This window comes from Arthrobacter ginsengisoli (assembly GCF_031456935.1).
GTDB lineage: Bacteria > Actinomycetota > Actinomycetes > Actinomycetales > Micrococcaceae > Arthrobacter > Arthrobacter ginsengisoli.
Genome location: NZ_JAVDVQ010000011.1, coordinates 111,822 through 135,462, shown reverse-complemented (window position 1 = coordinate 135,462; position 23,641 = coordinate 111,822). Strand labels below are relative to the sequence as shown.

The window sequence follows — 23,641 nt, the reverse complement described above, 5'->3', positions numbered from 1 at the left end:
TTGGTAAACTGTCCGGACTGAACCTAACGAATGCCCCGCCTGCTCCAACTTTTGACCATACGAATTCCAGACGTTGCGGAGATACCAGTGATCACAGTCCTTGCCGTGCACTTCGCGGTGGCTGCTGTGGCGCCATTTCTGTTCCGCAGGTTCGGCCGGAATTCGTTCTACGCCCTCGCCGCGGTGCCTGCGGGCTCGTTCGCCTGGCTGATCCTGCAGCATGGCGCCGTGTATTCCGACGCAGGGACAACCAGCACCGGCGCCACGGTGGGTCCCGGAGTGGCTGAAGTCCTGCCCTGGATCCCCGAGCTGAGGATTGAGCTCGCCTTCCGGATGGACGCCCTGGCCTGGGTGATGTCCCTGCTGGTTCTCGGCGTGGGTGCGCTGGTCCTCGTCTACTGCGCCCGGTACTTCAAGGACAAGGACGACTACCTCGGCGGATTTGGCGCCCAGCTGCTGGCCTTCGCGGGAGCCATGTTCGGCCTGGTTACGGCCGATGACCTGCTCCTGCTGTTTATCTTCTGGGAACTGACCACGGTCTTGTCCTACCTGCTGATCGGCTACGCGCGGACCAGGCTGTCGGCGCGGCGCTCCGCGTTGCAGGCCCTCGTGGTGACCACCGCCGGCGGCCTGAGCATGCTGGTTGGCCTGATCATCCTGGGCTTCAACGCCGGGACCTACCGGATTTCGGCCATCCTCGAGCTGGCACCCGCCCTCGTCACCGGTCCCGCCGCCGGGCCGGTGGCCGCCGCCGTCGTTCTCATCCTGATTGGTGCGATCACCAAATCGGCGCTCGTCCCCTTCCACTTCTGGCTCCCCGGCGCGATGGCTGCGCCCACGCCGGTGAGCGCCTATCTGCACGCCGCCGCCATGGTCAAGGCCGGCATCTACCTCGTAGCGCGGCTGGCGCCCGGATTTGCGGAAACCGCGCCCTGGCTGCCGATGGTGCTCGGCCTTGGCCTGGCCACCATGCTCGTCGGCGGCTGGCGGGCGCTGCGGCAAACGGACATCAAACTTATCTTGGCCTACGGCACGGTCAGCCAGCTCGGCTTCCTGACCATGATCGTGGGGCTCGGCCAGCCCGATGCGGCGCTCGCCGGGCTCGCCTTGCTGCTGGCTCACGGACTCTTCAAGGCAACCCTCTTCCTGGTCGTGGGCATCATTGACCACCAGGCGGGCACCCGCGACATCCGCAAGCTCTCCGGCGTCTACCGTTCCTCCCGCGCACTGGCGGTCGTGGCCGCGATCGGAGCCGCCTCGATGGCCGGCATCCCGCCGCTGGCCGGCTTCGTCGCGAAGGAATCGGTCTTCGAAGCGTTCGTGCACTACAGCACCGACGCCGCCAGCCCATGGGGGCTGGTGATCCTGGTGGGCGTGGTGCTGGGATCCATCCTGACCTTTGCCTACAGCGCACGGTTCATGTGGGGCGCCTTCGCCGTCAAACCCGGCGTCGAGACCACCCCCTTCAAACCGATCCAGCCGGCCTTCCTGGCCGCCCCCGCCGTCCTGAGCCTGCTGACCATCGTCTACGGACTGTGGCCGGCGCCGGTGGACGCGTGGATCCAGCCATACGCGGCGCTGTTCGTGCCCGCCGGCGAGGACCCGGCGGCCGCCACCGGGCACCTGGCGCTGTGGCACGGACTGACCCCGGCCCTGGGGCTGACCGCGATCACCTTCGCCCTCGGCCTGGTCATGTTCTACACCCGCGACGCCGTCGCCCGGCTCCAAGGCCTGGTGCCCGCCTGGATCGACGGCGACCGAAGCTACCAGTTGACGATCGGCGCGCTCGACGACACCGCCGTCTGGATCACCGGACGGACCCAGCGGGGTTCGCTGTACTTCTACCTGTCCGTCATCCTCACCGTGGCGTTCGTCCTGCCGCTGACCGCGCTGGTGCTGGCGGACCAGCCGCTGCCCGCAGATCTCTACTTCATCGACCCCAACGCCCCGCTGCAGATCGTCGTGGGCGCCGGGATCGTGATCGGCGCCCTGGCCGCCGTGCGTGCCAACAAACGCTTCCTGGCCGTGCTGATGGTGTCCGTTACCGGCTACGGCATCGCCTTGATGTTCGCGCTGCAGGGCGCCCCGGACCTGGCGCTGACCCAGATGCTGGTGGAAACCATCATCCTGGTGGCGTTCGTCCTGGCCATGCGGAGCCTCCCCGCGGAACTGCGTGACCGCACCGGCGGGAAATATCGGGTGATCCGCGTGATCATCGGCGCCGGGTTCGGCATCACCATGGTGTTCGTCGCCATCTACGCCCTGGGCGCCCGGGTGGCGGCCCCCGTCTCGCTCGAATTTCCGAAGCTGGCCTATGAAGGCGGCGGCGGGCTGAACATCGTCAACGTCACCCTGGTGGATATCCGCGCCTGGGACACCTTCGGGGAAATTTCTGTGCTGGCGCTGGCAGCCACCGGCGTCGCCAGCCTCATTTTCGTCCGGGGCAGGGGGGACCGGATCCAGACTTCCGCCACTGTGGAAGAAGGCTCCGTCGGGCGCCGGCAGCCGAGCCGCAACGCCGGCCGTGGCCATACCCGCGACGCCGCCGCGCTGGCCATGAGCCGCCGCTTTGCCGCCTCCAGCCGCGACGAGTGGCTGGTGGCGGGGCGGACCCTGGCGCCGGAACGCCGATCGATCATCTTCGAGGTGGTCACCCGGCTGATTTTCCACTCCATGATTGTCTTCTCGATCTACCTCCTGCTGGCCGGCCACAACCTCCCCGGCGGAGGCTTCGCCGGCGGGCTCACCGCCGGCCTGGCCCTCACCATCCGCTACCTGGCCGGCGGCCGTTTCGAGTTGCGCGAAGCCACCCCGGTCAGTGCCGGCGCCCTGCTGGGCATTGGCCTCGCCACCGCTGCAGCCTCCGGCGTGGCGCCGCTGCTGCTGGGCGGCCAGGTCTTCCAGACCGCCATTCTGGAGTTCTGGCTGCCGGTTTTTGGTGACGTCAAGTTCGTCACCTCCACCATCTTCGACATCGGGGTGTACATCGTCGTCGTCGGCCTGGTGCTGGATGTGCTGCGCAGCCTGGGGGCCGAAATCGACGAGCACTTCGAGGAACACCCGGCAGAACCGTCCGACGAACAGGAAGCCGGCGGAATCGCGGCCGAAACCACAGCCAAGGGGAAGGCATGAGCGTCAATCTGACACTGCTGACCGTGATGGGTGCACTATATGCCTGCGGCATCTACTTGATCCTGGAACGCAGCCTCACCCGGGTCCTGCTGGGCCTGATGGTGCTCGCCAATGCCACCAACCTGCTGATCCTCGCCACCGGGGGGTACGCGGGCCTGGCACCGTTGTTCAACAAGGACACCGATCCCGGGGAGTACAGCGATCCGCTGCCGCAGGCCCTGATCCTCACGTCGATCGTGATCTCCTTCGCCGTCACCGCGTTTATGCTCGGCATCATCTACCGCACCTGGGTGCTGGCCCGCCAGGACGAAATCCAGGACGACGCCGAAGACCGCCGCGTTGCGAAGACCCCCAGCTTCGACGCCGAGGACGACTCCGTGATTCCGGTGGAGACCTCCGAATTCCCGTTGACCATGCTCGGCACGGACGGCCAAACGGTCTCCGACATTCCTGCCGGGGCCGGCGCCACTGTGAAGGTTGCCGACCGCACGCTCGACGCCGAGGCGGCCTCCTCGGAGGAACAGCCCGGATCCCTGAAGGTCACGCCCCCCAGCAAGGAAGGAGGCGGACAGTGAATATTGCCAGTTTCGCCCCGCTCGCCGTCATCCTTCCGCTGCTCGGCGCCGCCCTGACGTTCCTGCTGGTCCGGAATTCCCACGCCCAGCGGATCGTCAGCATCGTGCTACTTGCGCTGACCCTGCTGCTCGAGTGCTGGCTGCTGGCCTCCGTCTGGGAGGGCGGCACCGCCGCGGTGAACATCGGCGGATGGCTCCCGCCGTGGGGGATCGTCATGGTGGTGGACCAGTTTTCCTCACTCATGCTTGTGGTGTCATCCTCGGTGAGCCTTGCCGTGCTGATCTACGCCACCGGGCAGGGCATGGCCGACGGCGACCAGGACGCCCCGGTTTCGATCTTCCACCCCACCTACCTGATCCTGGTGGCCGGCGTGTCCAACGCCTTCCTGTCCGGGGACCTGTTCAACCTCTATGTGGGCTTCGAGATCCTGCTGACCGCCAGCTATGTCCTGATGACCCTCGGCGGGACGGGGCCGAGGATCCGGGCCGGTGTGACCTACCTGGTGGTCTCGGTTGTGTCCTCAGTCCTGTTCCTGATCGCGATCGCGATGATCTACGGGGCCACGGGAACCATCAACATGGCCGATCTCGCCATCAAGCTCGCGGACCTGGACCAGGGCACGCAGAACCTGCTGCACGTGATGCTGCTGGTGGCCTTCGGGATCAAGGCCGCCGTGTTCCCGCTCTCCTTCTGGCTGCCTGACTCCTACCCGACGGCGCCGGCCCCGGTCACTGCCGTGTTCGCCGGCCTGCTGACCAAGGTGGGCGTCTACGCCATGGTCCGGACCGAAACGCTGCTGTTCCCCGGAGACACGTTCAACTCCCCGCTGATGGTCGCCGCCCTGCTGACCATGCTGGTGGGAATCCTGGGTGCGCTGGCCCAGAGCGACATCAAACGATTGCTGTCCTTCACCCTGGTCAGCCACATCGGCTACATGGTGTTCGGCCTGGCGATGTCCTCGGTGGCCGGGCTGGGTGCCGCGGTTTTCTACGTCGCCCACCACATTACGATCCAGACCAGCCTGTTCCTGGTGACCGGCCTGATTGAACGCCGCGGCGGCAGTTCCTCGGTGGACCGCGTCGCCGGCCTGGCAAAGCTCTCACCGCTGCTGGCAGTGCTGTTCTTCATCCCGGCGATGAACCTTGCCGGCATCCCGCCGTTCTCCGGCTTCCTCGGCAAGGTCGGCCTGCTGCAGGCCGGCGTCCAACTCGGAACCCCGCTGGCCTATGCGCTGGTGATCGGCGGCGTCCTGACCAGCCTGCTGACCCTGCTGGCCATTGCCAGGGTCTGGAACCGCGCCTTCTGGCGCAAGCCCGAGGACGCCGAACACCCCGATCCGGTGCTGCTGGCGGACCCGGAGGACTCGGCCAGGGGCGATCGGGCCGGCAAGACGAATGTCACCCTGCTGCCGCGCACCATGGTGGGGTCCACACTGGGCCTGGTCATCTTCGGTATCGGCTTAACGGTCTTCGCCGGGCCGCTGTTCAAGGTGGCGGACCAGTCCGCCGTCGAGATGCTGGACCGGACCTCGTACATCCGCGCGGTCCTCGGCGTGGAGGCGCCGGTTCCTGCGATCTCCCAGCCTGATCCGGACACCGGCGGCGTTCCGCCGGCCAGCGGGCAGGAGCGCAAATGAGCCGGAAACGGATCTCCCTGCGCCAGGAACTCCCGCTTCTGGTCTGGCTGGTGATGGTCTGGGGCGCGCTGTGGCAGAACTTCAGCCCGGGGAACCTGCTCTTCGGCGCGCTGATCGCCGTCGTGGTGGCCCGGCTGTTCTACCTGCCGCCGGTGGAGCTCGGCGGCCGCTTCAACGTCCTCCGGGCGCTCCTGTTCGCACTGTCCTTCCTGGCCAAGGTCGTGACCGCCAGCTTCCAGGTCCTGTTCCTGGCCCTCTCCAAAGGCCCCAGGGTGATCAGCGCCGTCGTCGCCGTCCCGCTGCGGAGCCACTCCGACCTGCTGGTGACGGCGACGGGGCATGTGACCGCGCTGATCCCGGGGTCGCTGGTGGTGGAAGTGGACCGTTCCACCTCCACCCTCTACATCCACGGCATCAATGTCCGCAACGCGGAAGATGCGGCTCAGCTGCGCAGCAACGTCCGCGCGACGGAGGCCGGGCTGATCCGGATCATGGGCACCAAGGCCGAACTGTCCGCTCTCAAGCAGGAGGTGGGGTCATGATGCAGCTTGTCCTGACCGTGACGACGGTTGTGCTGTCCCTGGCTGCCGGGGGAGCGATCATCCGGATCGCCCGGGGCCCGTCGCTGCTGGACCGGGTGCTTGCCGCGGACGTGCTGCTGGCGATCGTGGGAGCGGCACTGTGCATCGACATGGCCGTCAACCGGCACCTGAACAACCTCATGCTGCTGGTGGCGGTATCCCTGATCGGGTTCGTCGGCTCCGTCACGGTGGCCCGCTTCGTAGCCGACCGTCGGGAGAAACCGCGTGAATCCTGAGACATTTTCCGGTGATGCCGTGATCGACGCCGTCTCGGCGGTCTTTCTGGTCGTCGGCGCCCTGATGTCGCTCGCCGCGGCGGTGGGACTGCTCCGCTTTCCGGACCTGATGACCCGGATGCACGCAGCCACCAAGCCGCAAGTGCTAGGGCTGTTCCTGCTGCTCGTCGCGCTGGGCCTGCAGATGCGCACCTGGTGGGTCTGGCCGGTTCTGGTGCTGGCCTGGATCTTCCAGCTGCTCACCGTGCCCGTGTCGGCCCACATGGTGGGCCGGGCCGGGTACCGCACCAAGCACCTGCACCCGGAGCTGCTCAGCACGGACGAGCTGGAGGCCGTGGTGCAGCAGGCGGCGGGTACGCGCGGCTTCACCGACGACGACGACGGCGTCACCGACGGGCGGTGAACGCTAGACGATGTCCTGGGACTTGGCGTAACGCGTGATCGCGCGCTGGGTGCCGCGGTTGGCGAGGACCTGGATGATGGCATTGACGGAAGCCGAGATCAGCGCGAAGGTCAGGGCCGAGCGCAGCGTGGTGGGCACATCGTCGTCGTCGCCCTTGGGCGGCCTGGTGCCCGTGGATTTCTCCCAGACCGTGTCAACGACTTTGGTGCCGACATAGCCGGCGAGCAGGCTGACGCCGGTGCCGAGCAGTTTGATGAGAATGTTCATTCTTCGGACTCCTTGCGGGAGGAACAGGGCTGCCCCTAGCCTAGCGCCCGACAGGCTGGCCTAGCGTCCCGGCGTCCCGGGGCGGCCGAGGATTTCGGAGAGGGCTTCCACCACCAGCTCATGGTCGGCTTTTTGCGGCAACCCCGATACCGTGACGGTGGCTACCATGCCGGTCCCGCGCACGTAGATGGGGAAGGCGCCGCCGTGGGCGGCAAACTCTGTCTGGTCGAACCAGGCGTTGTCCTCGATCCGCCCGCCGGCAGCCCGGGCACGAAGGCCCACCAGTAGCGACGGGACTTCGTAGCGCACGGCCGTGCGCTGTTTGGCCCTGATCCAGCGTTCGTTGTCCGGGGTGGCGCCCGCCAGCGCCGCGTGGAAGAGCACCTGCTCACCTTTGGTGATGTCGATGGCAATCGGGTGGGAGCGCTGCCTGCCGAGTTCGACCAGGCGGAGGCCGAGGTCCAGGGCGTCGTCCTTGCTGAAAGACGGGAACTGCAGCTCGTCGATTTCAGCCAGGATGCGGCCGATGAGCGCCGCCAGGGATCCGTGCGGCTGCTCGTCGGCGGAGTCCGGGTCGTAGCCGGGGGAAGGCGCTGCTGAATCGGTCAAGGTTTTCGGCTTCCGTTAGTCGGCCGCCGGGAGGCGGCGTCCGGTGTTCCCATTGCCTAGCCGACTCTACCAAGCAGTGCGTTCTCCGGTCACCGGCTCCGCAGCCCGCGGATTGTGACGGCTGCCCCGGAAATCACGGCCTGACAGGTGTAAACTGGGCCACGCCCATAAGGGCGATATTAAATACGACAGGGGAGCGCCGCCGTCGGGCATCACCGGAGGAATCCGGGGAAACCGCAGGTGGGCGCTGAGAGTGCGGACAGCCGCAGACCCTCGAACCTGATCCGGTTAGTACCGGCGCAAGGGAGTCGAGTTCTCAGAGGGCCCGGAGTGGCGGCGGAAGCCGCGGACCCGGGGCACTCTCCCCTCCTGTTCCTCAGGAGGACGACATGACTGATACATCTGCACGGCAGACGCTCACCGGACGCAGCTACAACTGGCGTGTGGTGGACATAGTGGTGGCCGCGTTGATCGCGGTGGCCGGTGGCGTGATCTTCTGGGCCTGGTCCCAGGGCGCCAACCTCATTTCCGCCCCGGTCAACGCGTTCTATCCGCCGTTGACCGGGCTCTATGCCGGCGGCTGGATGATTCCGGCGGTGCTGGGCATGCTCATCATCCGCAAGCCGGGCGCCGCGCTGTTCTGCGAAACCGTGGCAGCTACCGGTGAGCTGATCATGGGCTCGCAGTACGGCACCACGGTGCTCATTTCCGGCGTTCTGCAGGGCCTTGGCGCCGAACTGGTCTTCGCCGCGTTCATGTACAAGAAGTTCAACCTGCCTGTATCGCTGCTGGCCGGGGCTGGTGCAGGACTGTTCTGCGGGCTGAATGATTCGTTCCTGCCGTGGGGCTGGAACATCGCGTACGCCGGCGGCGACAAGTTGGCGTACATCATCTTCACCGCCATCTCGGGCGCCGTGATCGCCGGCGGACTGTCCTGGCTCGCCACCCGGGGCCTGGCCAGGACCGGGGTGCTGAGTTCCTTCGCCTCCCGCAAGGCGGCCACGGAGCCCGTTTTCTCCTGATGCCCGCCGACCACGGAGTGCGCCCAGCCACGGTCACCGCGCGGGGCTGGGGCTGGCGGCACGCCGGCAGGCCCAGGCCCGCCGTCAGCGGCTTGGACCTGGACATCCGGCCCGGGGAGCGGGTCCTGCTGCTGGGCCCCTCCGGCGCCGGTAAGTCCACGCTGCTTCATGCCCTCGCCGGGGTGCTCGGCGACAGCTCCGCCGGGGCCGCTGGCAGTGCACCGGCGGACGCCGAGGACGCGGACGAGACGGGCAGCCTGCTGATCGACGGCGCCCCGCCCCGGGCCCAGCGCGGCCGGGCCGGACTGATGCAGCAGGACCCGGAGACCCAGGTGGTGCTCTCGCGCCTGGGCGACGACGTCGCCTTCGGCGCCGAAAACCTGACCGTGCCCCCGGCTGACATCTGGATGCGGGTGGCCGAAGCGCTGGAGGACGTCGGGCTGGGCAGGCTGCCGCTGGACCACCCGACGTCGTCGCTCTCCGGGGGCCAAAAGCAGCGGCTGGCGCTCGCCGGCATCCTGGCGATGCGCCCGGGGTTGATCCTGCTCGACGAACCCACCGCCAACCTGGACCCGGCCGGTGTCCTGGAAGTCCGCGACGCGGTCGGCCGCTGCCTGGCCAAGACCGGGGCCACCCTGGTGGTGGTGGAGCACAGGGTCTCCATCTGGAAGGACCTCGTGGACCGGATTGTGGTGCTGCAGCCCGGATCGGCCACGCACTCGGCCGTGCTGATCGATGGGCCGCCGGACCGGGTTTTGGCTCAGGCACGGGACATGCTCACCGCGGCCGGGGTCTGGGTTCCCGGGTACGTGCCGCAGACCCGGCCCCGGGGCACCCGGACCGGCACCCCGGCCGCCGGCCCCGGCGGTGCCGCATCTGCGGGGCAGCTGCTCTTGGCGGCTGAGGACCTGGCCGTGTCACGCGAACGGCCGCGGCGGGCGGGACTCCGCGGAGGTTTCCGCCCGGTCCCGCCGGAGCCCGTGCAGTCCGCCATCACCGCCCAGGTCCGCGCCGGGGAGGCGCTGACCATCACGGGCCCCAACGGCTCGGGGAAGTCCACTTTCGCGCTGACCCTCGCCGGCCTGCTCGCACCGGTATCCGGCCGGGTTTCCGCCACCCTGGACCTCAGCGCCGGCGCCGGAATCGATCCCTACAAGTGGAAGGCGCAACAGCTGATCGCCAGGATCGGGACCGTCTTCCAGGAACCCGAGCACCAGTTCGTCACCGGCCGGGTGCTCGACGAACTGATGTTCGGGCCCCGGCACCTGGGCCGCGGCGGGGACCGCGTGGACGAACTGCTGGAGCGGCTTCGGCTGACGGAGCTGGTGGATGCCAACCCCTACACGCTCTCCGGCGGGGAAAAGCGGCGCCTGTCGGTCGCGACTGTCCTCGCCGCCCATCCCCGCGTGCTCGTCCTGGACGAACCCACTTTCGGCCAGGACGCCAACACCTGGGCCGAACTCGCCTCGTTCCTCTCCGAACTGCTCGACGACGGCACCGCCGTCGTGTCCGTGACGCACGATGCCGAATTCAGCCAGGTCCTTGGCGGCACCGAGCTGAGCCTCCGGGCCCCCGAACACCGGGAACCGGAAGGTCTGGAACCGGGCCGCGAAGAAGGGAAGATCAAGGCATCATGAGGCAGGAACTGACCTTGCGCGGCAACCATGCCGTGCTGACCCGGGCCAACCCGCTGGCGAAGTTTGCCGCCGTTATGCTCGTCACGATGGTCTTGGCGCTGTCCATCGACTGGGTGTCCGCCTCGGTGGCGCTGACCTTCGAACTGGCGCTGCTTCCGCTGGCCGGGCTGACCGTCGGCTTGCTCTGGCAGCGCGGCTGGCCGCTGATCCTGGCCGCGGCGCTGGGCGGCTGGAGCACCACGATCCTGGCGCCGGACAGCGGCAGTATCCTGCTCGACGCCCGGATCTGGTCGATCAGCGAGGGATCCCTCGAACTCGGCCTGGGCTTTATGCTCCGCGGCCTGGCCATCGCGCTGCCGGCCGTATTGCTGATGAGCTGCACCGACCCCACGGATCTGGCGGACGCCCTCGCGCAGAAGGCGAAACTGCCGCACCGCTTCGTCCTCGGGACACTGGCCGCGATGCGGCTGGTGGGGCTGATGGCCGAAGAATGGCAGACCATCGGGATGGCGCGCCGCGCCCGCGGCGTGGGCTCGCACGGGAATCCCCTGCAGCGGCTGCGCGCCACCCTGGGTCAGAGCTTTGGGCTGCTGGTGCAGGCCGTCCGGCGCGCCTCCAGGCTCGCCGTCACCATGGAGGCCCGGGGCTTCGGCGACGCACCACGGACCTGGGCCCGGAAGTCGGCCTTCAGCGGACTGGATGCGTGGGTCTTCCTGGGCGGGCTGCTGATTGCGGGCGCCGCCGTCGCCTCGGCCCTGGCGGCGGGGACCTGGAATATGGTCTTCCTCGCGCGGCAGTAGCGCGGGTTATCGCACGGCGCGGGTATTCCTGTGAGACTGGCGGCACTCCGGCGGAAATGTCGGGGGTTAATAACTCATGCGTGATATTTTCGTCGGATGACTCAAGAGACTGCTGAACACGTTGGCGCCCTGCTCCGCGCCGCCCGCGGCGAGAAGGGCTGGACCCAGGGGCGGCTCGCTGCCGAGCTGGGAACCAGCCAGAGTGCCATTGCCCGAATGGAGCAGGGCAAGCAGAACCTGAGCCTGAAGATGATCCAGCGGCTAGAGGCGATCTTCGGCCGGAGCATTGTCAAGGTGGGACGGCCCGCCATGACGCACCTCCGGGTGGAGGGCGGCCGCACACTGTCCGGCTCCGTCGACGTCAACAGCAGCAAGAACGCCGGCGTCGCCCTGCTGTGCGCCAGCCTGATCAACCGCGGCACCACCACACTGCGCAGGCTGGCCCGGATCGAAGAAGTCAACCGGATCGTCGAGGTGCTGACCAGCATCGGCGTCGAATGCACCTGGCTCAACGCCAACGATCTGCAGATCCGCCGCCCCGCGGCCCTGGACCTCGACTCGATGGACGTCGAGGCAGCCCGCCGGACCCGGAGCGTCATCATGCTGCTGGGCCCGCTCCTGGACGAAGCCGGTGAATACCGGCTGCCCTACGCGGGCGGGTGCGACCTTGGCACCCGCACCGTGCAGCCACACATGCAGGCGCTGCGCCAGTTCGGCCTCAGCGTTGATGCCAAGTCCGGCTTCTACGCCGTGCAGGCGCCGCCATCGGACGGGCACGACCGCTCCTTCGTGCTGAGCGAACGCGGCGACACTGTTACCGAAAACGCCATCATGGCCGCCGCCCACCGCAGCGGCACGACGATCATCCGCAACGCCAGCCCCAACTACATGGTGCAGGACCTCTGCTTCTACCTGCAGATGCTCGGCGTCGAGATCGAGGGTGTGGGAACCACCACGCTGAAAATCACCGGCCGCCCCGCAGTCGACGCCGACATCGAGTACTTCCCCTCCGAAGACCCGATCGAGGCGATGAGCCTGATCACCGCCGGCATCGTCACGAACTCGGAAGTCACCATCCGCCGCGTCCCGATCGAATTCATGGAAATCGAGCTCGCGACGCTGGAGCAGATGGGCCAGCGGCTGGAAGTCTCCGACGAGTACCTGGCCCGCAACGGGCGCACGCGGTTGGTGGACGTCACCACCAGGACCTCGGAACTGCGCGCCCCCGAGGATAAAATCCACCCGATGCCTTTTCCCGGGCTGAACATCGACAACCTGCCGTTCTTCGCGGTCATCGCCGCGAATGCCCACGGCCAGACCCTGATCCACGACTGGGTCTACGACAACCGCGCGATCTACCTGACCGAGCTGAACAAACTCGGCGCCCAGGTACAGCTGCTGGACCCGCACCGGATCTATGTCAACGGGCCCACGAAATGGCGCGCGGCCGAAGTGGGCTGCCCGCCGGCCCTCCGCCCCGCGGCGTGCCTGCTGCTGGCGATGCTCGCGGCCCGTGGTGTCTCGGAACTGCGAAACATCTACGTGATCGAGCGCGGCTACGAGGACCTTGCGGAGCGGCTCAACACCATCGGCGCGAAAATCGAGTATTTCCAGGACTGAATCCTCTCCGAGCCTTTCGGCGGTTCCTGTCGCACAATAGAAACATGCGGACCTTCGGCGTGGAGGAAGAACTGCTCATAGTGGATCCCGAAACGGGGATGCTGCTGGCCCTTGCCGACCTCATGTTGCCCGGGCTGGTGCCGCCGAAGCTGGACGACGCCCAGGTTCTCGCGGGGCAGCAACCGGTCCACGACGGCGGTGCGGACTTCAGTTACGAGCTCAAGCTCGAGCAAATCGAAACCCAGACCCGGCCATGCCTGGACTACCAGGAACTTCTCCGGCAGCTCAGGCAGGCCCGGGCACTGGCGGACCACGCCGCCCGCGAGCACGGCGGCCGCGTCGCGGCCCTGGCCACCTCTCCCCAGGGCGCCGCCACGCACCTGACACCGAATCAGCGCTATCTGACGATGCAGCAGCGCTTCGGGCTCACGGTCCGGAACCAGCTGACCTGCGGCCTGCATGTCCACACCTTCGTGGAGTCCCCGGAGGAAGGCGTGGCCGTGATGGACCGGATCCGGGACAAGCTGGCCGTCCTGATCGCCCTCAGCGCAAATTCCCCGTACTGGAACGGTGCGGAGACCGGATTCGAAAGCTACCGCACCCAGGCGTGGAACCGCTGGCCCGGTTCGGGTCCCACCATGATCTTCGGCAGCCTGCCGGTCTACCGGCGGCTGGTGACCAGGTTGGTGGAAAGCGGCGTCCTGATGGATGAGGGGATGGTCTATTTCGATGCCCGGCTGGCCAGGCTCCATCCCACCGTGGAGGTCAGGGTTGCAGACGTCTGCCTGCGGGCCGAGGACGCGGCCCTGATCGCCGTAATCGTGCGCGCCCTGGTCGAATCGGCGTCGCGGGAATGGGACGACGGCGTCGACCCCGCCCCCGTGCCCACGCTGCTGCTGCGGATGGCCGCCTGGCAGGCCAGCAACTGCGGACTGCGCGGGGAGCTGCTGGACTTCGGAACCTTCACCCCTGCCCCGGCCGCCGATGTGGTCCATGCCCTGGTGGACTTCGTGGCCCCCGTGCTTCAGGAGCAGGGCGAGCTGGAGCTGGTGCGGGAGGGCGTCGACAGGATCCTGGCGGAGGGCACCGGCTCGCAGCTGCAGCGGGGGCCGTTCCGGTCGGGCGGGCTGGCCGCCGTCGTCGAAGAGGCCGTCGAAGTGACCACGCGGGGGGGCGCCACCGGGAACCCGGCTCAGGAGGTCCCGCTGCTGGGTCGGGTCCGCCGCGGCTGAGCCTCACAGCACCATGCGGCAACTGAATTGACTACGCCGCCGGAACCGCCGGCGGACCATATCGGGCCCGCAGCGGAACGGCGGCCTCCACCAGGATCCCGCGCAGCCAGTCCTTGAACGGATCCTCCGCGAGCCACGGGTTCCAGACCATGTCGATGCCCAGGGTCTGGATCGGGAAGGGAAACTCCTCCATCCGCAGGTCGAAGCGGCCCTCGAATTCCAAGCCGACCTGATACCGGTGGACCGCCACCCCGCCCGCCCGGGCGATCAGGTGCGGAATGAACAGGTAGTCGGACACGCGCTGGCCGACCGTGTACGGCACCTTGTGTTGGTCGAGGATCTCATACGGCCGCAAACGTTCCGGGGACGCGTCCAGAACCACGTGAGGTACGATTTCCAGCAGCTCCAGCGCATTGGCATCCCGCGGTGAGTCCCACGACGTGACGACGACCCAGCGGTCGTCGTACAGGCGCTCGCGCGGGTGCGGCGTAGCGAACGTCTCGGGAAGCAGGATGACGTCCGCCGCATCCTCGGCAAACACCGCGATGGTCGCGGAGGACGTAGTGCGCAACCGCAGGACCGTGTTCGGCGCACGCTCCGCCAGCAGCCGGGTGATGGTGCTGCCGATGACGAACGCGGTGCTGTTCGTCATCGCCACGGTGATCAGCCGGCTGTCGGTTGCGGGGTCAAACGGCGCGGCATTGACGAGCCGGGCCGTCTGCGTGAGCGTCTGCCGCAAGGCCGGCAGGAGCTCCGCGGCACGCGGCGTCAGGACCATTCCGCGCCCCTGCCGCACGAGGAGTTCGTCATTGAACATGCGCCGCATGCGCGTCAGCCCGTGGCTCATGGCCGGCTGCGACAAGCCGATCCGGCTCGCCGCGTTCGTCACCGACCGCTCGTCCAGCAGCGCCAGGAGCGGCACCAGCAGGTTGAGGTCGACTGAAGCCAGCCGGGCCAACTCACCGTCCATCCCCGACCCTTCCTCGTTGCTAGGCATAACTCGCAGTTTAGCAATTCATTCATGCGGTGCATATGAACGATGAGCATTATTCATTTGTCGAACGTCCCGCCTGCTGGAAAACTCGTTTACACCCTGGTTGTGACCCCCGCCACCCGCTGCATTCAGTATTCAAAGGAGAAAGCCATGAAGATTGTCCTAGATCGACCGCGCTGCGAAGGCCACGGGCTCTGCGAGGAAGCCGCACCACAGCTGATGCACCTCGACGACCAGGGCGAACTGGTGCTGGACATCGAGACGGTCGGTGACGATCTTGAACCGGCGAAGGCCGCGGTTCGCGTCTGCCCGGTTGCCGCGCTGCGGCTGGTGTGACCATGCGGCTGAAACGCATCGTCGTCGTCGGAAATGGCATCGCCGGGCTCACCGCGGGCGACTCCCTGCGGGCAGCCGGTTTCGACGGCGAACTGACCATCGTCGGCGATGAGCACCATGCGCCGTACAGTCGTCCCGCCCTGTCCAAGGCTGCCCTCCTGGACCCCGAAGACATGACCTCCCATCAGCTGCCTGCATCGACCCACGAGGCGCAGGAGATGCTGGGCCTCAGCGCGACTCGGCTCGATGCCGACCGGAAGGTGGTGCACCTCGAGGACGGCAGCGGCCTCCCGTTCGACGCCGTGGTCATCGCCACCGGCTCCCGGGCACGCCGCCTGGGCAGCGGCGCAAATGCCAACCCCTGCGCCGACGAACTGACACTGCGCAACCTTGAGGATGCGCTGGCGCTGCGCCGCCGGCTGGTGCATAAGCCGTCCGTCGTCGTCATTGGCGGCGGTGCCCTGGGGATGGAGATTGCCTCCGGCTGCCTGTCCGTGGGCTGCGAGGTGACCCTCGTGGCGCGTGATCGTCCGCTGACCAAAGCGCTGGGTCCGTACCTGTCCGACGTATTCCTGGCCGCTGCCCGCGGCCAGGGGCTCAGGCTGGCGCCGTCCCACGCGGTCGAACTGCGCAGTACCGGTGGACTCACGGCCGGCGGGCAGACGCTGGTTGTGCTCGCCGACGGTTCAACCATCGCGGCCCAACTCGTGGTCAGTGCTGTCGGGGATGCCCCCAACATCGAGTGGCTGGCCTCAAGCGGTCTGCTGGCCAACGGCCGGCTCGAAGTCGACAGCCGCGGGCGGGTCCGGCCCGACATCATCGCCGCGGGGGATGTGGCCGCGTTCCCGACCAGGCGCGGCCTGCACCGTGTTCCGCTGTGGACCAGCGCCATCGAGCAGAGCAAGGCCGCGGCGCTGGCGCTGGTGCGGGGCGATGACGCGCCGCAGCTGGACTTCCAGCCCTACTTCTGGACCGAACAGTTCGGGCTCAGCCTGAAGGCGAGCGGTTTCCTGCCCCTGGCCGGTGCACCCGAATTCCTCGACGGCGATCCCCGCCACGGACCTGCCATCATGCGCTGGTCCCACCGGGACGGTTCGGGCACCGCCGTCGCGGTCAACAAACGGATCCCAATTCCTAAGCTGCGGCGTCTGAGCGAATCCGCTGCCGCACTGGCATCGCCCGCTGCCTGACGTCAGCGGGAGGGGGAATGGCGCCGGCCGCCTTAGACCTGTTTGAGCGACTGGTCGAGGTCGCGGATCAAATCATCGAGGTCCTCCAGGCCCACGGAGAGACGCACCACGCCGTCGCTCAGCCCGATCGCCGCCCGGCCCTCCGGGCCCATGGCGCGGTGCGTCGTGGTCGCGGGGTGGGTGATGAGGGACTTCGTATCACCCAGATTGTTGGAGATGTCAATGATCCGCAGCGCATCCAGCAGCGCAAAGGCGGCCTCTTTCGCGGAACGCCCGGCGGACGGGGACAGCTCGAAGGTCAGCACCGTGCCGCCGGCCTTCATCTGCCGGGCGGCCAGCTCGAACTGCGGATGGGAGCGCAGCAGCGGGTACTTGACCCAGTTGACCGCGGGCTGTTCCTCGAGCCATTCGGCCAGCCGCAGCGCCGAGGCGGAGGCGTGGTTCACCCGCAGGGCCATGGTCTCCAGCCCCTTGGTCAGCACCCACGCGTTGAAGGCCGAGAGCGCGGGGCCGGTGTGTCGCATAAGCTGCTTGACCGGGCCCTCGATGAACTCCCTGGTGCCCAGGATCGCGCCGCCGAGCACGCGGCCCTGGCCGTCGATGTGTTTGGTCCCGGAATACACGATCACATCCGCGCCGAGCTCCCCGCAGCGCTGCAGCAGGGGAGTGGCAAAGACATTGTCGACGACGACGCTCGCCCCGGCCGCGTGCGCCAGTTCGCTCACGGCCGCGACGTCCACGATTTCCTGCATCGGGTTCGACGGCGACTCGAAGAAGACTGCCGTCGTCGGTTCCGAGAGCGCAGACCGCCACTGCGCCAGGTCCGGGCCGTCCACGAAGACCGTCTCCACACCCCAGCGGGGAAGGATCTCGTTGAGGATTACGAAGCACGAACCGAACAGCGAACGGGCCGCGACCACCCGGTCGCCGGCGGCCAGCAGGGCGCCGAGCGCGGTGAAGACCGCGGACATGCCTGAGGCGGTCGCAAAGCAGGCCTCGGTGCCTTCGAGCAGCCGGAGCCGTTCCTGGAAAGTGGCCACCGAGGGGTTGCCGTAGCGGGAGTACACGAACCGCTCGTCCTCGCCGGTGAAGGCGCGCTCCGCGGCGGCCGCGGATTCGTACACGAAACCGGAGTTCAGGAAGATCGGCTCGGACGTTTCCTGGAAGCCGGTGCGGTCCAGCCCGCCGCGGACCGCCTGGGTGTCGGCGCCCCAGCCGGCGGCGTCAGGGTTGAAGCCCACTTAGTGCTTCCCGGGGTTGGCGGGCAGGCCGCGGTTCTTCCACCCGTTGACAGTGCGTTCGCCGTACCGGTCCGGTTCGCCTTCAAAGCCTTCCAGGACGTTGAAGGAGGTGAATCCGGCCTCCGTCGCGGCGGTCGCTGCGGCGATGGACCTTGCGCCCGAACGGCACAGGAACACCAGCTCGGTGCCGTCCCCTTCGGGGACTTGGAGTTTCAGCTGTTCAACGAACCGCGCGTTGGGGATGCCGCCGGCAAGATTCCACTGGATGAAGAGCGGATCGTTCCGCTTGCCGCCCGCGGATGTGGTGTCCGGGATGCCGATGTGGGCCCATTCGCCCTCGGTGCGGACGTCCACCAGGATGGCGCCCTCCGCAAGCTTCGCCCAGGCCTCGTGCGGGCTGAGGTCCCCGGCGTAGCTCACGCGTGGCCCTCGCCGTCGAACTCAAGGTCATCCACTGCGTTAGCGACGGCGGCATCGGCGCTGGCGATGGCTGCCGGCAGGACAACGGCCTGGGACACGATGACGCTGCTGCCGTTGAACGTCGCGGCCGGGCTGCCGTGCAGCACATAGCCGTCGGCCAGGGCGGCCGAGACGCGCTCGCAGAAGGCGCGGTCATCGGGGCCGGTGAACAGGCGGTACGCCAGTTTCTCCTCGGCGGCACCGGGGGTTACGAGGGACGGGACTGGCGCTGTAACGGGGACAGCGGGGGCGGACGCGTCAGGCACGACGGATCTCCTTCTTTCACGCTTGCAGCTCGAATGGTCGATATGCCGAGTATTCACCTGAGGCACCCCGCCGCGAAAGGGAGGGTTGCCGACCGGCCAGTCAGGGCTTGGCGCCGGGTCTCATTACTCACAAAAAACGTAACACCTGGGACGCCGGCCCGCAGAGCAGCAGCCGTCATGCTAAGTAACGCTCCGCCAGGCAACGCGGGTGGTTACTCGATCGTGGCGTAGAGCGCGTTGAGCTCCGCCGTGAGTTGCCGGCGCAGCTCCGGGGTGCCGATCTCCTTGCCGTCGATGTGATTGACGGGCGCCAGCAGCCGGATGCTGGAGATCAGCCAGACCGCGTCGGCGTCGTACAGGTCCCGGGGCTCCAGCGGGCCGTAGCCCAGCTCCCAGCCGGCGGCCTTGGCCGCGGCGAACAGGGCACCCTGCGAGGTGCCGGGCAGGATCCCGCTGTCGAGCTGGGGGGTAATGAGCCGCCGAACAGTACGGACCCCGCCGCTCCCGTCGTCGGACGTCTCCAGGTGCGCGAGCAAAACGGTCGACGTCGGGCCCTCCAGCACGCGGCCGTCCGCGGAGGTGAAGATGACGTCGTCTGCGCCCTGGGCATGCGCGTAGCGGAGTGCGGCCATGTTGACGGCATAGGAGAGTGTCTTGGCGCCCATCAGCAGCCACGGGGCCCGTTCCCCGACTTCGCTGTCGTAGCCGCGGTCCAGCAGGATGACGTCGACTCCCGTTTCGCGCTGCCGCCTGCCGGCCGGTCCGGGGGCCGAGGCCTGGACCCAGCAGGTGGGTGTGGCCGCCCCTTCCACGCCACGGGTCACGAGGAGCTTGACGACGAGCTCGTCGTCATCGCTGGTCGCGGCGCCCGGCACGTGCCCGCGCCGGTATTCGCTGACCGCCGTCGTGATCGCCCGGCGCCAGGCTTCCTCCGCCGGGATGTCCAGTTCCAGCAGCCGGGCGGACCCGGCCAGCCGGTTCAGGTGCGCCTGGAGCTTGCGGGGGCTCCCGCCCACGGCCAGCAGCGATTCGAAGACACCGTCCCCGCGGGTGGCACCCTGGTCCGTCGCCATCAGCTGCGGCTTGGTGGCGTCGGCCAGCCGGCCGTCGTGGAAGGCGGGATCGAGGAAGACCAGCACCGGTACGGGCGCGGCGGCAGGAGAAGTCATGGCTTCAGCTTAGTGCGGCGTGCCGCGGGTTAGGATTTGACGGGTGCCCGTTCCGGAACTGTTCCGCGGGTCTGGAGCTTGAGGGGTTCGCCTGTGCTGTGGCCATTTTCGCTGGCGGAATCGCTTCCGTCCTGGGTGATCCTGATTCTGACCGTGGTTGACCTCGCGATCCGTGTGCTGGCCCTCGGCATCATCCCCGGAAACCGCCGCCCCACCACCGCCATGGCCTGGCTTTTGATCATCTTCTTCGTCCCGGCCCTGGGCCTGGTCCTGTTCCTGCTGTTTGGCAACTTCCGGCTCTCCCGCAAGCGGCGGGCGCAGCAGGACGCCGTCAACACCCGGGTGCGCGCCGGCACCTCCGAACTGGCGATGGTGGAAAGCCGCTACGACGGCCCGGAATGGGTGGCCTCCGCGGCCGAGCTGAACAAGACCCTGGGCTCGCTGCCGATGGTGGACGGCAACCACGTCGAGCTCCTGCCCGGCTACCCGGACTCGATCAAGGCAATGGCCGCCGCCGTCCGTGAGGCCGAGTCCTTCGTCAACGCCGAGTTCTACATCCTGAGTTCGGACCACATCACGGACGATCTGTTGACCGCGATGGAAGAGGCCGCCGAGCGCGGCGTCGAAGTCCGCCTCCTGTTCGACCACCTGGGGACCCTGCGCATCAAGGGCTACCGCAAGCTGATCGCCCGGCTTAAGGCCGGCAAGATCCGTTGGCGGCCGATGCTGCCGCTGAACCCGCTGCAGGGGCAGTGGCGCCGGCCGGACCTGCGCAACCACCGCAAGATCATGGTGATCGACGGCGAGGTCGCGTTCACCGGTTCGCAGAACCTGATCGAGCCCTCCTACAACAACCCGCGGCACCGCAAGATCGGCCGGGAATGGGTCGAGCTGATGGCCTGCCTGCGCGGGCCGATCGTCACCACACTCAACGTCGTGTTCGCCACCGACTGGCTCGGCGAGACCGACGAATCGCTGGAGGACCAGCTGGCGCACCGGCCCGAGCTGCACGCCGGCAGCGTCACGGCCCAGGTGGTGCCCAGCGGCCCCGGCTTCATCACCGAAAACAACCTGCGGCTCTTCAACACGCTCATCTACTCGGCGCAGCACAAGCTCTCGATCTGCAGCCCCTACTTCGTCCCGGATGATTCGCTGCTGTATGCGGTGACGACGGCGGCGCAGCGCGGCGTCGACGTCGAACTCTTTGTCTCGGAAAAGGGCGACCAGTTCCTGGTCCACCACGCCCAGCAGTCCTACTACGAGGCGCTGCTGGAGGCCGGGGTGCGGATCTACCTGTACAAGGCCCCGTTCGTGCTGCACGCCAAGCACTTCACGATCGACAACGAGGTGGCCGTGCTGGGCTCCAGCAACATGGACATGCGCTCCTTCTCGCTGAACCTGGAGGTCTCGGTGATGCTCCTCGGTGAGGACATCGTGGAACGGATCAGCGCCGTGGAGGACACCTACCGGGGCATTTCGCGCGAACTGACGCTCGATGACTGGATGAAGCGGCCGATGGGCGTCAAATACGTGGACAACGTCGCGCGGCTGACGGCCACCCTGCAGTAGCCACCGGGACGGCGTGCCGGTGTCAGCCGGTCGGGAACTCCGCGCCGAGGGCGGAGAGGACACCGAAGGCCTTGGTCCGGATCTCCTCGTACTCCTCCTGCGGCGAGGAATCCGCCGTGATCGCGCCGCCGACGCCGAGGCTGAGCCCGGTGCCGCCTCCGGCCAGTTCGGTGAGAACGAGGGTCCGGATGGCGACGGCGAGATCTGTCGCGCCGTTGAGGGAGAAGTAGCCGATCGCGCCGGAGTAGACCCCCCGGGGTGCGCCCTCGAGCCGGTCCAGGATGGCCATGGTGCTGACCTTGGGGGCGCCGGTCATGGAGCCGGCGGGGAAACAGGCGGCGACGGCCTCGGCCCGGGGCATCCCGGGCCTGAGCCGGGCATCGATCGTGCTCACCATCTGGTGCACCGTGGCATAGCTTTCGATCGCGCAAAGCCGGCTGACCGACACCGAACCGGGCACGGCGAAGTGGCTGAGATCGTTGCGCAGCAGGTCCACGATCATGATGTTCTCGGCCCGGTCCTTCGGCGAGGACTCAAGCTCCTGCCGCAGCAGCGCGTCCCGGGCAGGGTCCTGGTCCCGGTGCCGGGTGCCCTTGATCGGCTCGGCGCGCATCCCGCCGTCGGCCGCGATCCGCAGGAAACGCTCCGGCGAGGTGCTCGCCACGGTCAGGTTCCCGAAGTGCAGATAGCTGGCGAACGGCGCCGGGTTCCGCCGGCGCAGCGCCGCGTAGGCCTGGAACGGGGCCAGGGCGGCGGCGGGCAGTTCGGCCGCCAGCGCGGTGGTCAGGCAGACCTCGTAGGTGTTTCCCTCCGTGATCTCGTGCTGGGCTTGGGTGATTTTGGCCTTGTAGGAGGCTTCCGAGTCCCGCGCCCCAAAGTCCGGACGGGCCTGGGCGGCGGAAGGTTCGACGGCGCCGCTGCCGCCGGCCGCCGCCGGCTGCCCGTTTCCGGCCTCGACCGCGGCGGTGCGCGCCGTCTCCAGCCAGTCCCCGGCGTCGGCAGTGTCCAGGGCGAGCAGCCAGACTGTGCCCTTGACATGGTCCAGCACGACGGCCCGGCCGGCGAACAGCAGGCAGGCGTCCGGGGATTCCGCCGTGACGTCGCTGCCGCCGGTCTCGCGTTTGAGCTCGTAGCCCAGGTAGCCGAGCCAGCCCAGGGTGAACTCGCAGGGGTAGTCCGCGGGGCCGCGGAGGGCGCGGTGGCCCCAGACCCCGTCGAGCCAGCGGAAGAACGGCCCTTCAGCCCGGACCACGGCGTCGCCGACGCTCACCTGCGTTTCGCCCGAACTGTGCCGGACCGACTGGCCGAACGGGCCGCCGTCGTCCGCCAGGATGCTGAAGCGGCTCCGGTCCGCCGCGGTGCTGCCGTCCGCCGCCGCGTCCCGCGGGTCCAGGGAGGAGTCCAGCCAGACGGCATTGGCTGAGCGGCCGAAGAGGGCCGCGAACAGCCGGGCAGCGTCCGGGGTGCCGTCGAGCCGTTCCGCGCGGACCTCCAGGCCGCGGCGGGCGGCAAGTTCCGGGAGCAGCACCGGGGACAGTGCCGGGAGGTACTGGAGGGCCTGCATCACATCCGCCGGAGCGGTGCCGTCGGCCCGGTTGAGCACCCGGACATCGGCATGGGCAGGAACGTCGTCCTCAGCCAGCCAGTCCTGCTCCTGGGCGGCCCACTGGTCCCAGTAGGGTTCATAGCTGTCGCCGTCGCGGGCCAGGGCCCTGCTGCGCCGGTCCTGTTCCGGCGCCTCGGTCCAGATCACCGCACTCAGGAAGGGGCGGGCGGCGGCGGCGGCGGCGCCCACACCTTCCACCAGGACGATTTCGGCAGGTTGGGTGGTGCGGGGGTCGCCGTCGTAGTGCGCCGCCCAGTCCCAGCTGACCCATTCGGCAGGCAGGCCGCGGTGCAGCGGGGCCAGCACTGTTGTGGCGTAGCGTTCAATGCCGGCCGCGAGGCCGTTCCAGCCGGGATAGATGTCCTCCAGATGAAAGAGGGAAACCTTGTGGTGCTCTCGGAGCCGCGCCGCGAGTTCGATCGCCAGGGTGGTCTTGCCGGCGCCGGATCGTCCGTCGATGGCGATGATGACGGGTGCGGGGCTCATGAAATAGAGCGTACCCGGTGCCCTGTTGTGCCTGGCTGTTGCAGCTTGGGCCCCCGACGCTGGGCGAGCCCGGCCCGGACGTGTGCCACGATCCCGGGAAGTGCGGCGTGGATCAGGTCCCAGGTGAGGTCGAAGTCCGCGTGGCCGCCGTACCAGGGGTCTTCGATGCCTTGGTCGAGAGCGTCCCTGCCGGCGACGACCGGATCGAAACTGCGGAGCATCCGGATCTTGGACAGGGACTCGCTGTCCGGGGCCGCCTGCTGCAGCCAGCCGAAGTGGTCCACGTCGAGGGCCAGGATGAGTTCGCGGTGGTGGAACCATTCGGGCCGCCATTCGCGCGCAACGTGGCGGTCCGAGGAAATGCCCGTGGCGGTGAGTTTGCGGGCAGCCCGCGGGTCAATGGGACGGCCCACTTCATAGGCCGTGATTCCCGCTGAATCCACGACGGCGCCGGCCAGGCCCTCAGCGGCGATGGCCTCCGCCAGCATCAGTTCGGCCATCGGCGACCGGCAGATATTTCCGGTACAGACCATGATGATCCGGTACTGGCTCGAGGTTGGGCTCATAGTGCTAA

The 23,641-nt window shown here is 68.1% G+C and carries 23 protein-coding genes and 2 riboswitches; of the genes, 14 read left to right on the top strand and 9 right to left on the bottom strand.

The window, feature by feature from the left end; genetic code table 11:
- The first annotated feature begins 87 nt into the window (after nucleotides 1-87).
- Genes J2X01_RS13995 through mnhG form a run of 6 tightly spaced genes read left to right on the top strand, consistent with a single transcriptional unit; the run spans nucleotide 88 to nucleotide 6,564 of the window.
- Nucleotides 88-3,132 carry a Na+/H+ antiporter subunit A gene (locus J2X01_RS13995; RefSeq protein WP_310058405.1) on the top strand — a complete coding sequence of 1,015 codons (3,045 nt, stop codon included), beginning with the start codon at nucleotides 88-90 and terminating at the stop codon, nucleotides 3,130-3,132.
- Nucleotides 3,129-3,707 (top strand): Na(+)/H(+) antiporter subunit C, encoded by a 579-nt coding sequence (locus J2X01_RS13990; protein ID WP_310058402.1) that lies wholly within the window; start codon nucleotides 3,129-3,131, stop codon nucleotides 3,705-3,707. The genes J2X01_RS13995 and J2X01_RS13990 overlap by 4 nt, the downstream gene beginning before the upstream one ends.
- Complete coding sequence (locus J2X01_RS13985; RefSeq protein ID WP_310058399.1) at nucleotides 3,704-5,344, top strand: Na+/H+ antiporter subunit D; 1,641 nt, start codon at nucleotides 3,704-3,706, stop codon at nucleotides 5,342-5,344. The genes J2X01_RS13990 and J2X01_RS13985 overlap by 4 nt, the downstream gene beginning before the upstream one ends.
- Complete coding sequence (locus J2X01_RS13980; RefSeq protein ID WP_310058397.1) at nucleotides 5,341-5,886, top strand: Na+/H+ antiporter subunit E; 546 nt, start codon at nucleotides 5,341-5,343, stop codon at nucleotides 5,884-5,886. The genes J2X01_RS13985 and J2X01_RS13980 overlap by 4 nt, the downstream gene beginning before the upstream one ends.
- Nucleotides 5,883-6,161: an MrpF/PhaF family protein gene (locus J2X01_RS13975; RefSeq protein ID WP_310058394.1), complete on the top strand. Its 279-nt coding sequence runs from the start codon at nucleotides 5,883-5,885 to the stop codon at nucleotides 6,159-6,161. Before J2X01_RS13980 ends, J2X01_RS13975 begins: the two co-directional genes overlap by 4 nt.
- Complete coding sequence (gene mnhG / locus J2X01_RS13970; protein WP_310058391.1) at nucleotides 6,151-6,564, top strand: monovalent cation/H(+) antiporter subunit G; 414 nt, start codon at nucleotides 6,151-6,153, stop codon at nucleotides 6,562-6,564. Before J2X01_RS13975 ends, mnhG begins: the two co-directional genes overlap by 11 nt.
- A gap of 3 nt (nucleotides 6,565-6,567) precedes the next feature.
- Here the strand turns inward: mnhG and J2X01_RS13965 are convergent, their stop codons facing one another.
- Nucleotides 6,568-6,831, bottom strand: a complete 264-nt coding sequence (locus tag J2X01_RS13965) for a DUF4235 domain-containing protein (protein ID WP_310058388.1) — start codon at nucleotides 6,829-6,831, stop codon at nucleotides 6,568-6,570.
- Between the two features lie 60 nt (nucleotides 6,832-6,891).
- Nucleotides 6,892-7,440 (bottom strand): heme-degrading domain-containing protein, encoded by a 549-nt coding sequence (locus tag J2X01_RS13960; protein ID WP_310058386.1) that lies wholly within the window; start codon nucleotides 7,438-7,440, stop codon nucleotides 6,892-6,894.
- Nucleotides 7,441-7,620: 180 nt separating this feature from the next.
- Nucleotides 7,621-7,764, top strand: a riboswitch (TPP riboswitch).
- Nucleotides 7,765-7,829: 65 nt separating this feature from the next.
- On the opposite strand from J2X01_RS13960, the gene J2X01_RS13955 reads away from it, so the two are divergent.
- The 5 genes from J2X01_RS13955 (at nucleotide 7,830) to J2X01_RS13935 (ending at nucleotide 13,751) form a co-directional block, all read left to right on the top strand.
- Nucleotides 7,830-8,462 (top strand): ECF transporter S component, encoded by a 633-nt coding sequence (locus tag J2X01_RS13955; RefSeq protein ID WP_310058384.1) that lies wholly within the window; start codon nucleotides 7,830-7,832, stop codon nucleotides 8,460-8,462.
- A complete protein-coding gene (locus tag J2X01_RS13950) occupies nucleotides 8,462-10,099 on the top strand; it encodes an ABC transporter ATP-binding protein (RefSeq protein ID WP_310058381.1) in 1,638 nt (545 codons plus the stop codon). Before J2X01_RS13955 ends, J2X01_RS13950 begins: the two co-directional genes overlap by 1 nt.
- Nucleotides 10,096-10,899, top strand: coding sequence for an energy-coupling factor transporter transmembrane component T family protein (locus J2X01_RS13945; protein ID WP_310058379.1), 804 nt, complete (start codon nucleotides 10,096-10,098; stop codon nucleotides 10,897-10,899). The genes J2X01_RS13950 and J2X01_RS13945 overlap by 4 nt, the downstream gene beginning before the upstream one ends.
- 96 nt (nucleotides 10,900-10,995) lie before the next feature.
- On the top strand, nucleotides 10,996-12,519 hold the full coding sequence (locus J2X01_RS13940; RefSeq protein ID WP_310058378.1) for a UDP-N-acetylglucosamine 1-carboxyvinyltransferase: 1,524 nt from the start codon (nucleotides 10,996-10,998) through the stop codon (nucleotides 12,517-12,519).
- Between the two features lie 44 nt (nucleotides 12,520-12,563).
- Nucleotides 12,564-13,751 (top strand): glutamate--cysteine ligase, encoded by a 1,188-nt coding sequence (locus J2X01_RS13935; protein WP_310058376.1) that lies wholly within the window; start codon nucleotides 12,564-12,566, stop codon nucleotides 13,749-13,751.
- Nucleotides 13,752-13,782: 31 nt separating this feature from the next.
- Here the strand turns inward: J2X01_RS13935 and J2X01_RS13930 are convergent, their stop codons facing one another.
- On the bottom strand, nucleotides 13,783-14,748 hold the full coding sequence (locus J2X01_RS13930; protein WP_310058374.1) for a LysR family transcriptional regulator: 966 nt from the start codon (nucleotides 14,746-14,748) through the stop codon (nucleotides 13,783-13,785).
- Between the two features lie 147 nt (nucleotides 14,749-14,895).
- On the opposite strand from J2X01_RS13930, the gene J2X01_RS13925 reads away from it, so the two are divergent.
- Nucleotides 14,896-15,081, top strand: coding sequence for a ferredoxin (locus J2X01_RS13925; protein WP_310058372.1), 186 nt, complete (start codon nucleotides 14,896-14,898; stop codon nucleotides 15,079-15,081).
- Nucleotides 15,082-15,083: 2 nt separating this feature from the next.
- Complete coding sequence (locus J2X01_RS13920; RefSeq protein ID WP_310058369.1) at nucleotides 15,084-16,271, top strand: NAD(P)/FAD-dependent oxidoreductase; 1,188 nt, start codon at nucleotides 15,084-15,086, stop codon at nucleotides 16,269-16,271.
- A 32-nt stretch (nucleotides 16,272-16,303) separates the two neighbouring features.
- On the opposite strand, the gene J2X01_RS13915 is transcribed toward J2X01_RS13920, so the two are convergent.
- The 4 genes from J2X01_RS13915 to J2X01_RS13900 form a co-directional block, all read right to left on the bottom strand.
- Nucleotides 16,304-17,512 (bottom strand): O-succinylhomoserine sulfhydrylase, encoded by a 1,209-nt coding sequence (locus J2X01_RS13915; protein ID WP_310058367.1) that lies wholly within the window; start codon nucleotides 17,510-17,512, stop codon nucleotides 16,304-16,306.
- Nucleotides 17,513-17,932: a rhodanese-like domain-containing protein gene (locus J2X01_RS13910; protein WP_310058365.1), complete on the bottom strand. Its 420-nt coding sequence runs from the start codon at nucleotides 17,930-17,932 to the stop codon at nucleotides 17,513-17,515.
- Nucleotides 17,929-18,156, bottom strand: coding sequence for a DUF1737 domain-containing protein (locus J2X01_RS13905; RefSeq protein WP_310058485.1), 228 nt, complete (start codon nucleotides 18,154-18,156; stop codon nucleotides 17,929-17,931). Before J2X01_RS13905 ends, J2X01_RS13910 begins: the two co-directional genes overlap by 4 nt.
- Nucleotides 18,157-18,250: 94 nt before the next feature.
- A riboswitch (SAM riboswitch) is annotated at nucleotides 18,251-18,365 on the bottom strand.
- Nucleotides 18,366-18,449: 84 nt separating this feature from the next.
- Nucleotides 18,450-19,406, bottom strand: a complete 957-nt coding sequence (locus J2X01_RS13900; protein WP_310058363.1) for an aminodeoxychorismate lyase — start codon at nucleotides 19,404-19,406, stop codon at nucleotides 18,450-18,452.
- Between the two features lie 93 nt (nucleotides 19,407-19,499).
- Between J2X01_RS13900 and cls the strand changes: the two genes are divergently transcribed.
- Nucleotides 19,500-20,975, top strand: coding sequence for a cardiolipin synthase (gene cls, locus J2X01_RS13895; RefSeq protein ID WP_310058361.1), 1,476 nt, complete (start codon nucleotides 19,500-19,502; stop codon nucleotides 20,973-20,975).
- Nucleotides 20,976-20,997: 22 nt separating this feature from the next.
- On the opposite strand, the gene pabB is transcribed toward cls, so the two are convergent.
- Together pabB and J2X01_RS13885 are read right to left on the bottom strand one after the other, a co-directional pair.
- On the bottom strand, nucleotides 20,998-23,067 hold the full coding sequence (gene pabB, locus J2X01_RS13890; RefSeq protein WP_310058358.1) for an aminodeoxychorismate synthase component I: 2,070 nt from the start codon (nucleotides 23,065-23,067) through the stop codon (nucleotides 20,998-21,000).
- On the bottom strand, nucleotides 23,064-23,633 hold the full coding sequence (locus J2X01_RS13885) for a low molecular weight protein-tyrosine-phosphatase (RefSeq protein ID WP_310058355.1): 570 nt from the start codon (nucleotides 23,631-23,633) through the stop codon (nucleotides 23,064-23,066). The genes pabB and J2X01_RS13885 overlap by 4 nt, the downstream gene beginning before the upstream one ends.
- Between the last annotated feature and the right edge of the window lie 8 nt (nucleotides 23,634-23,641).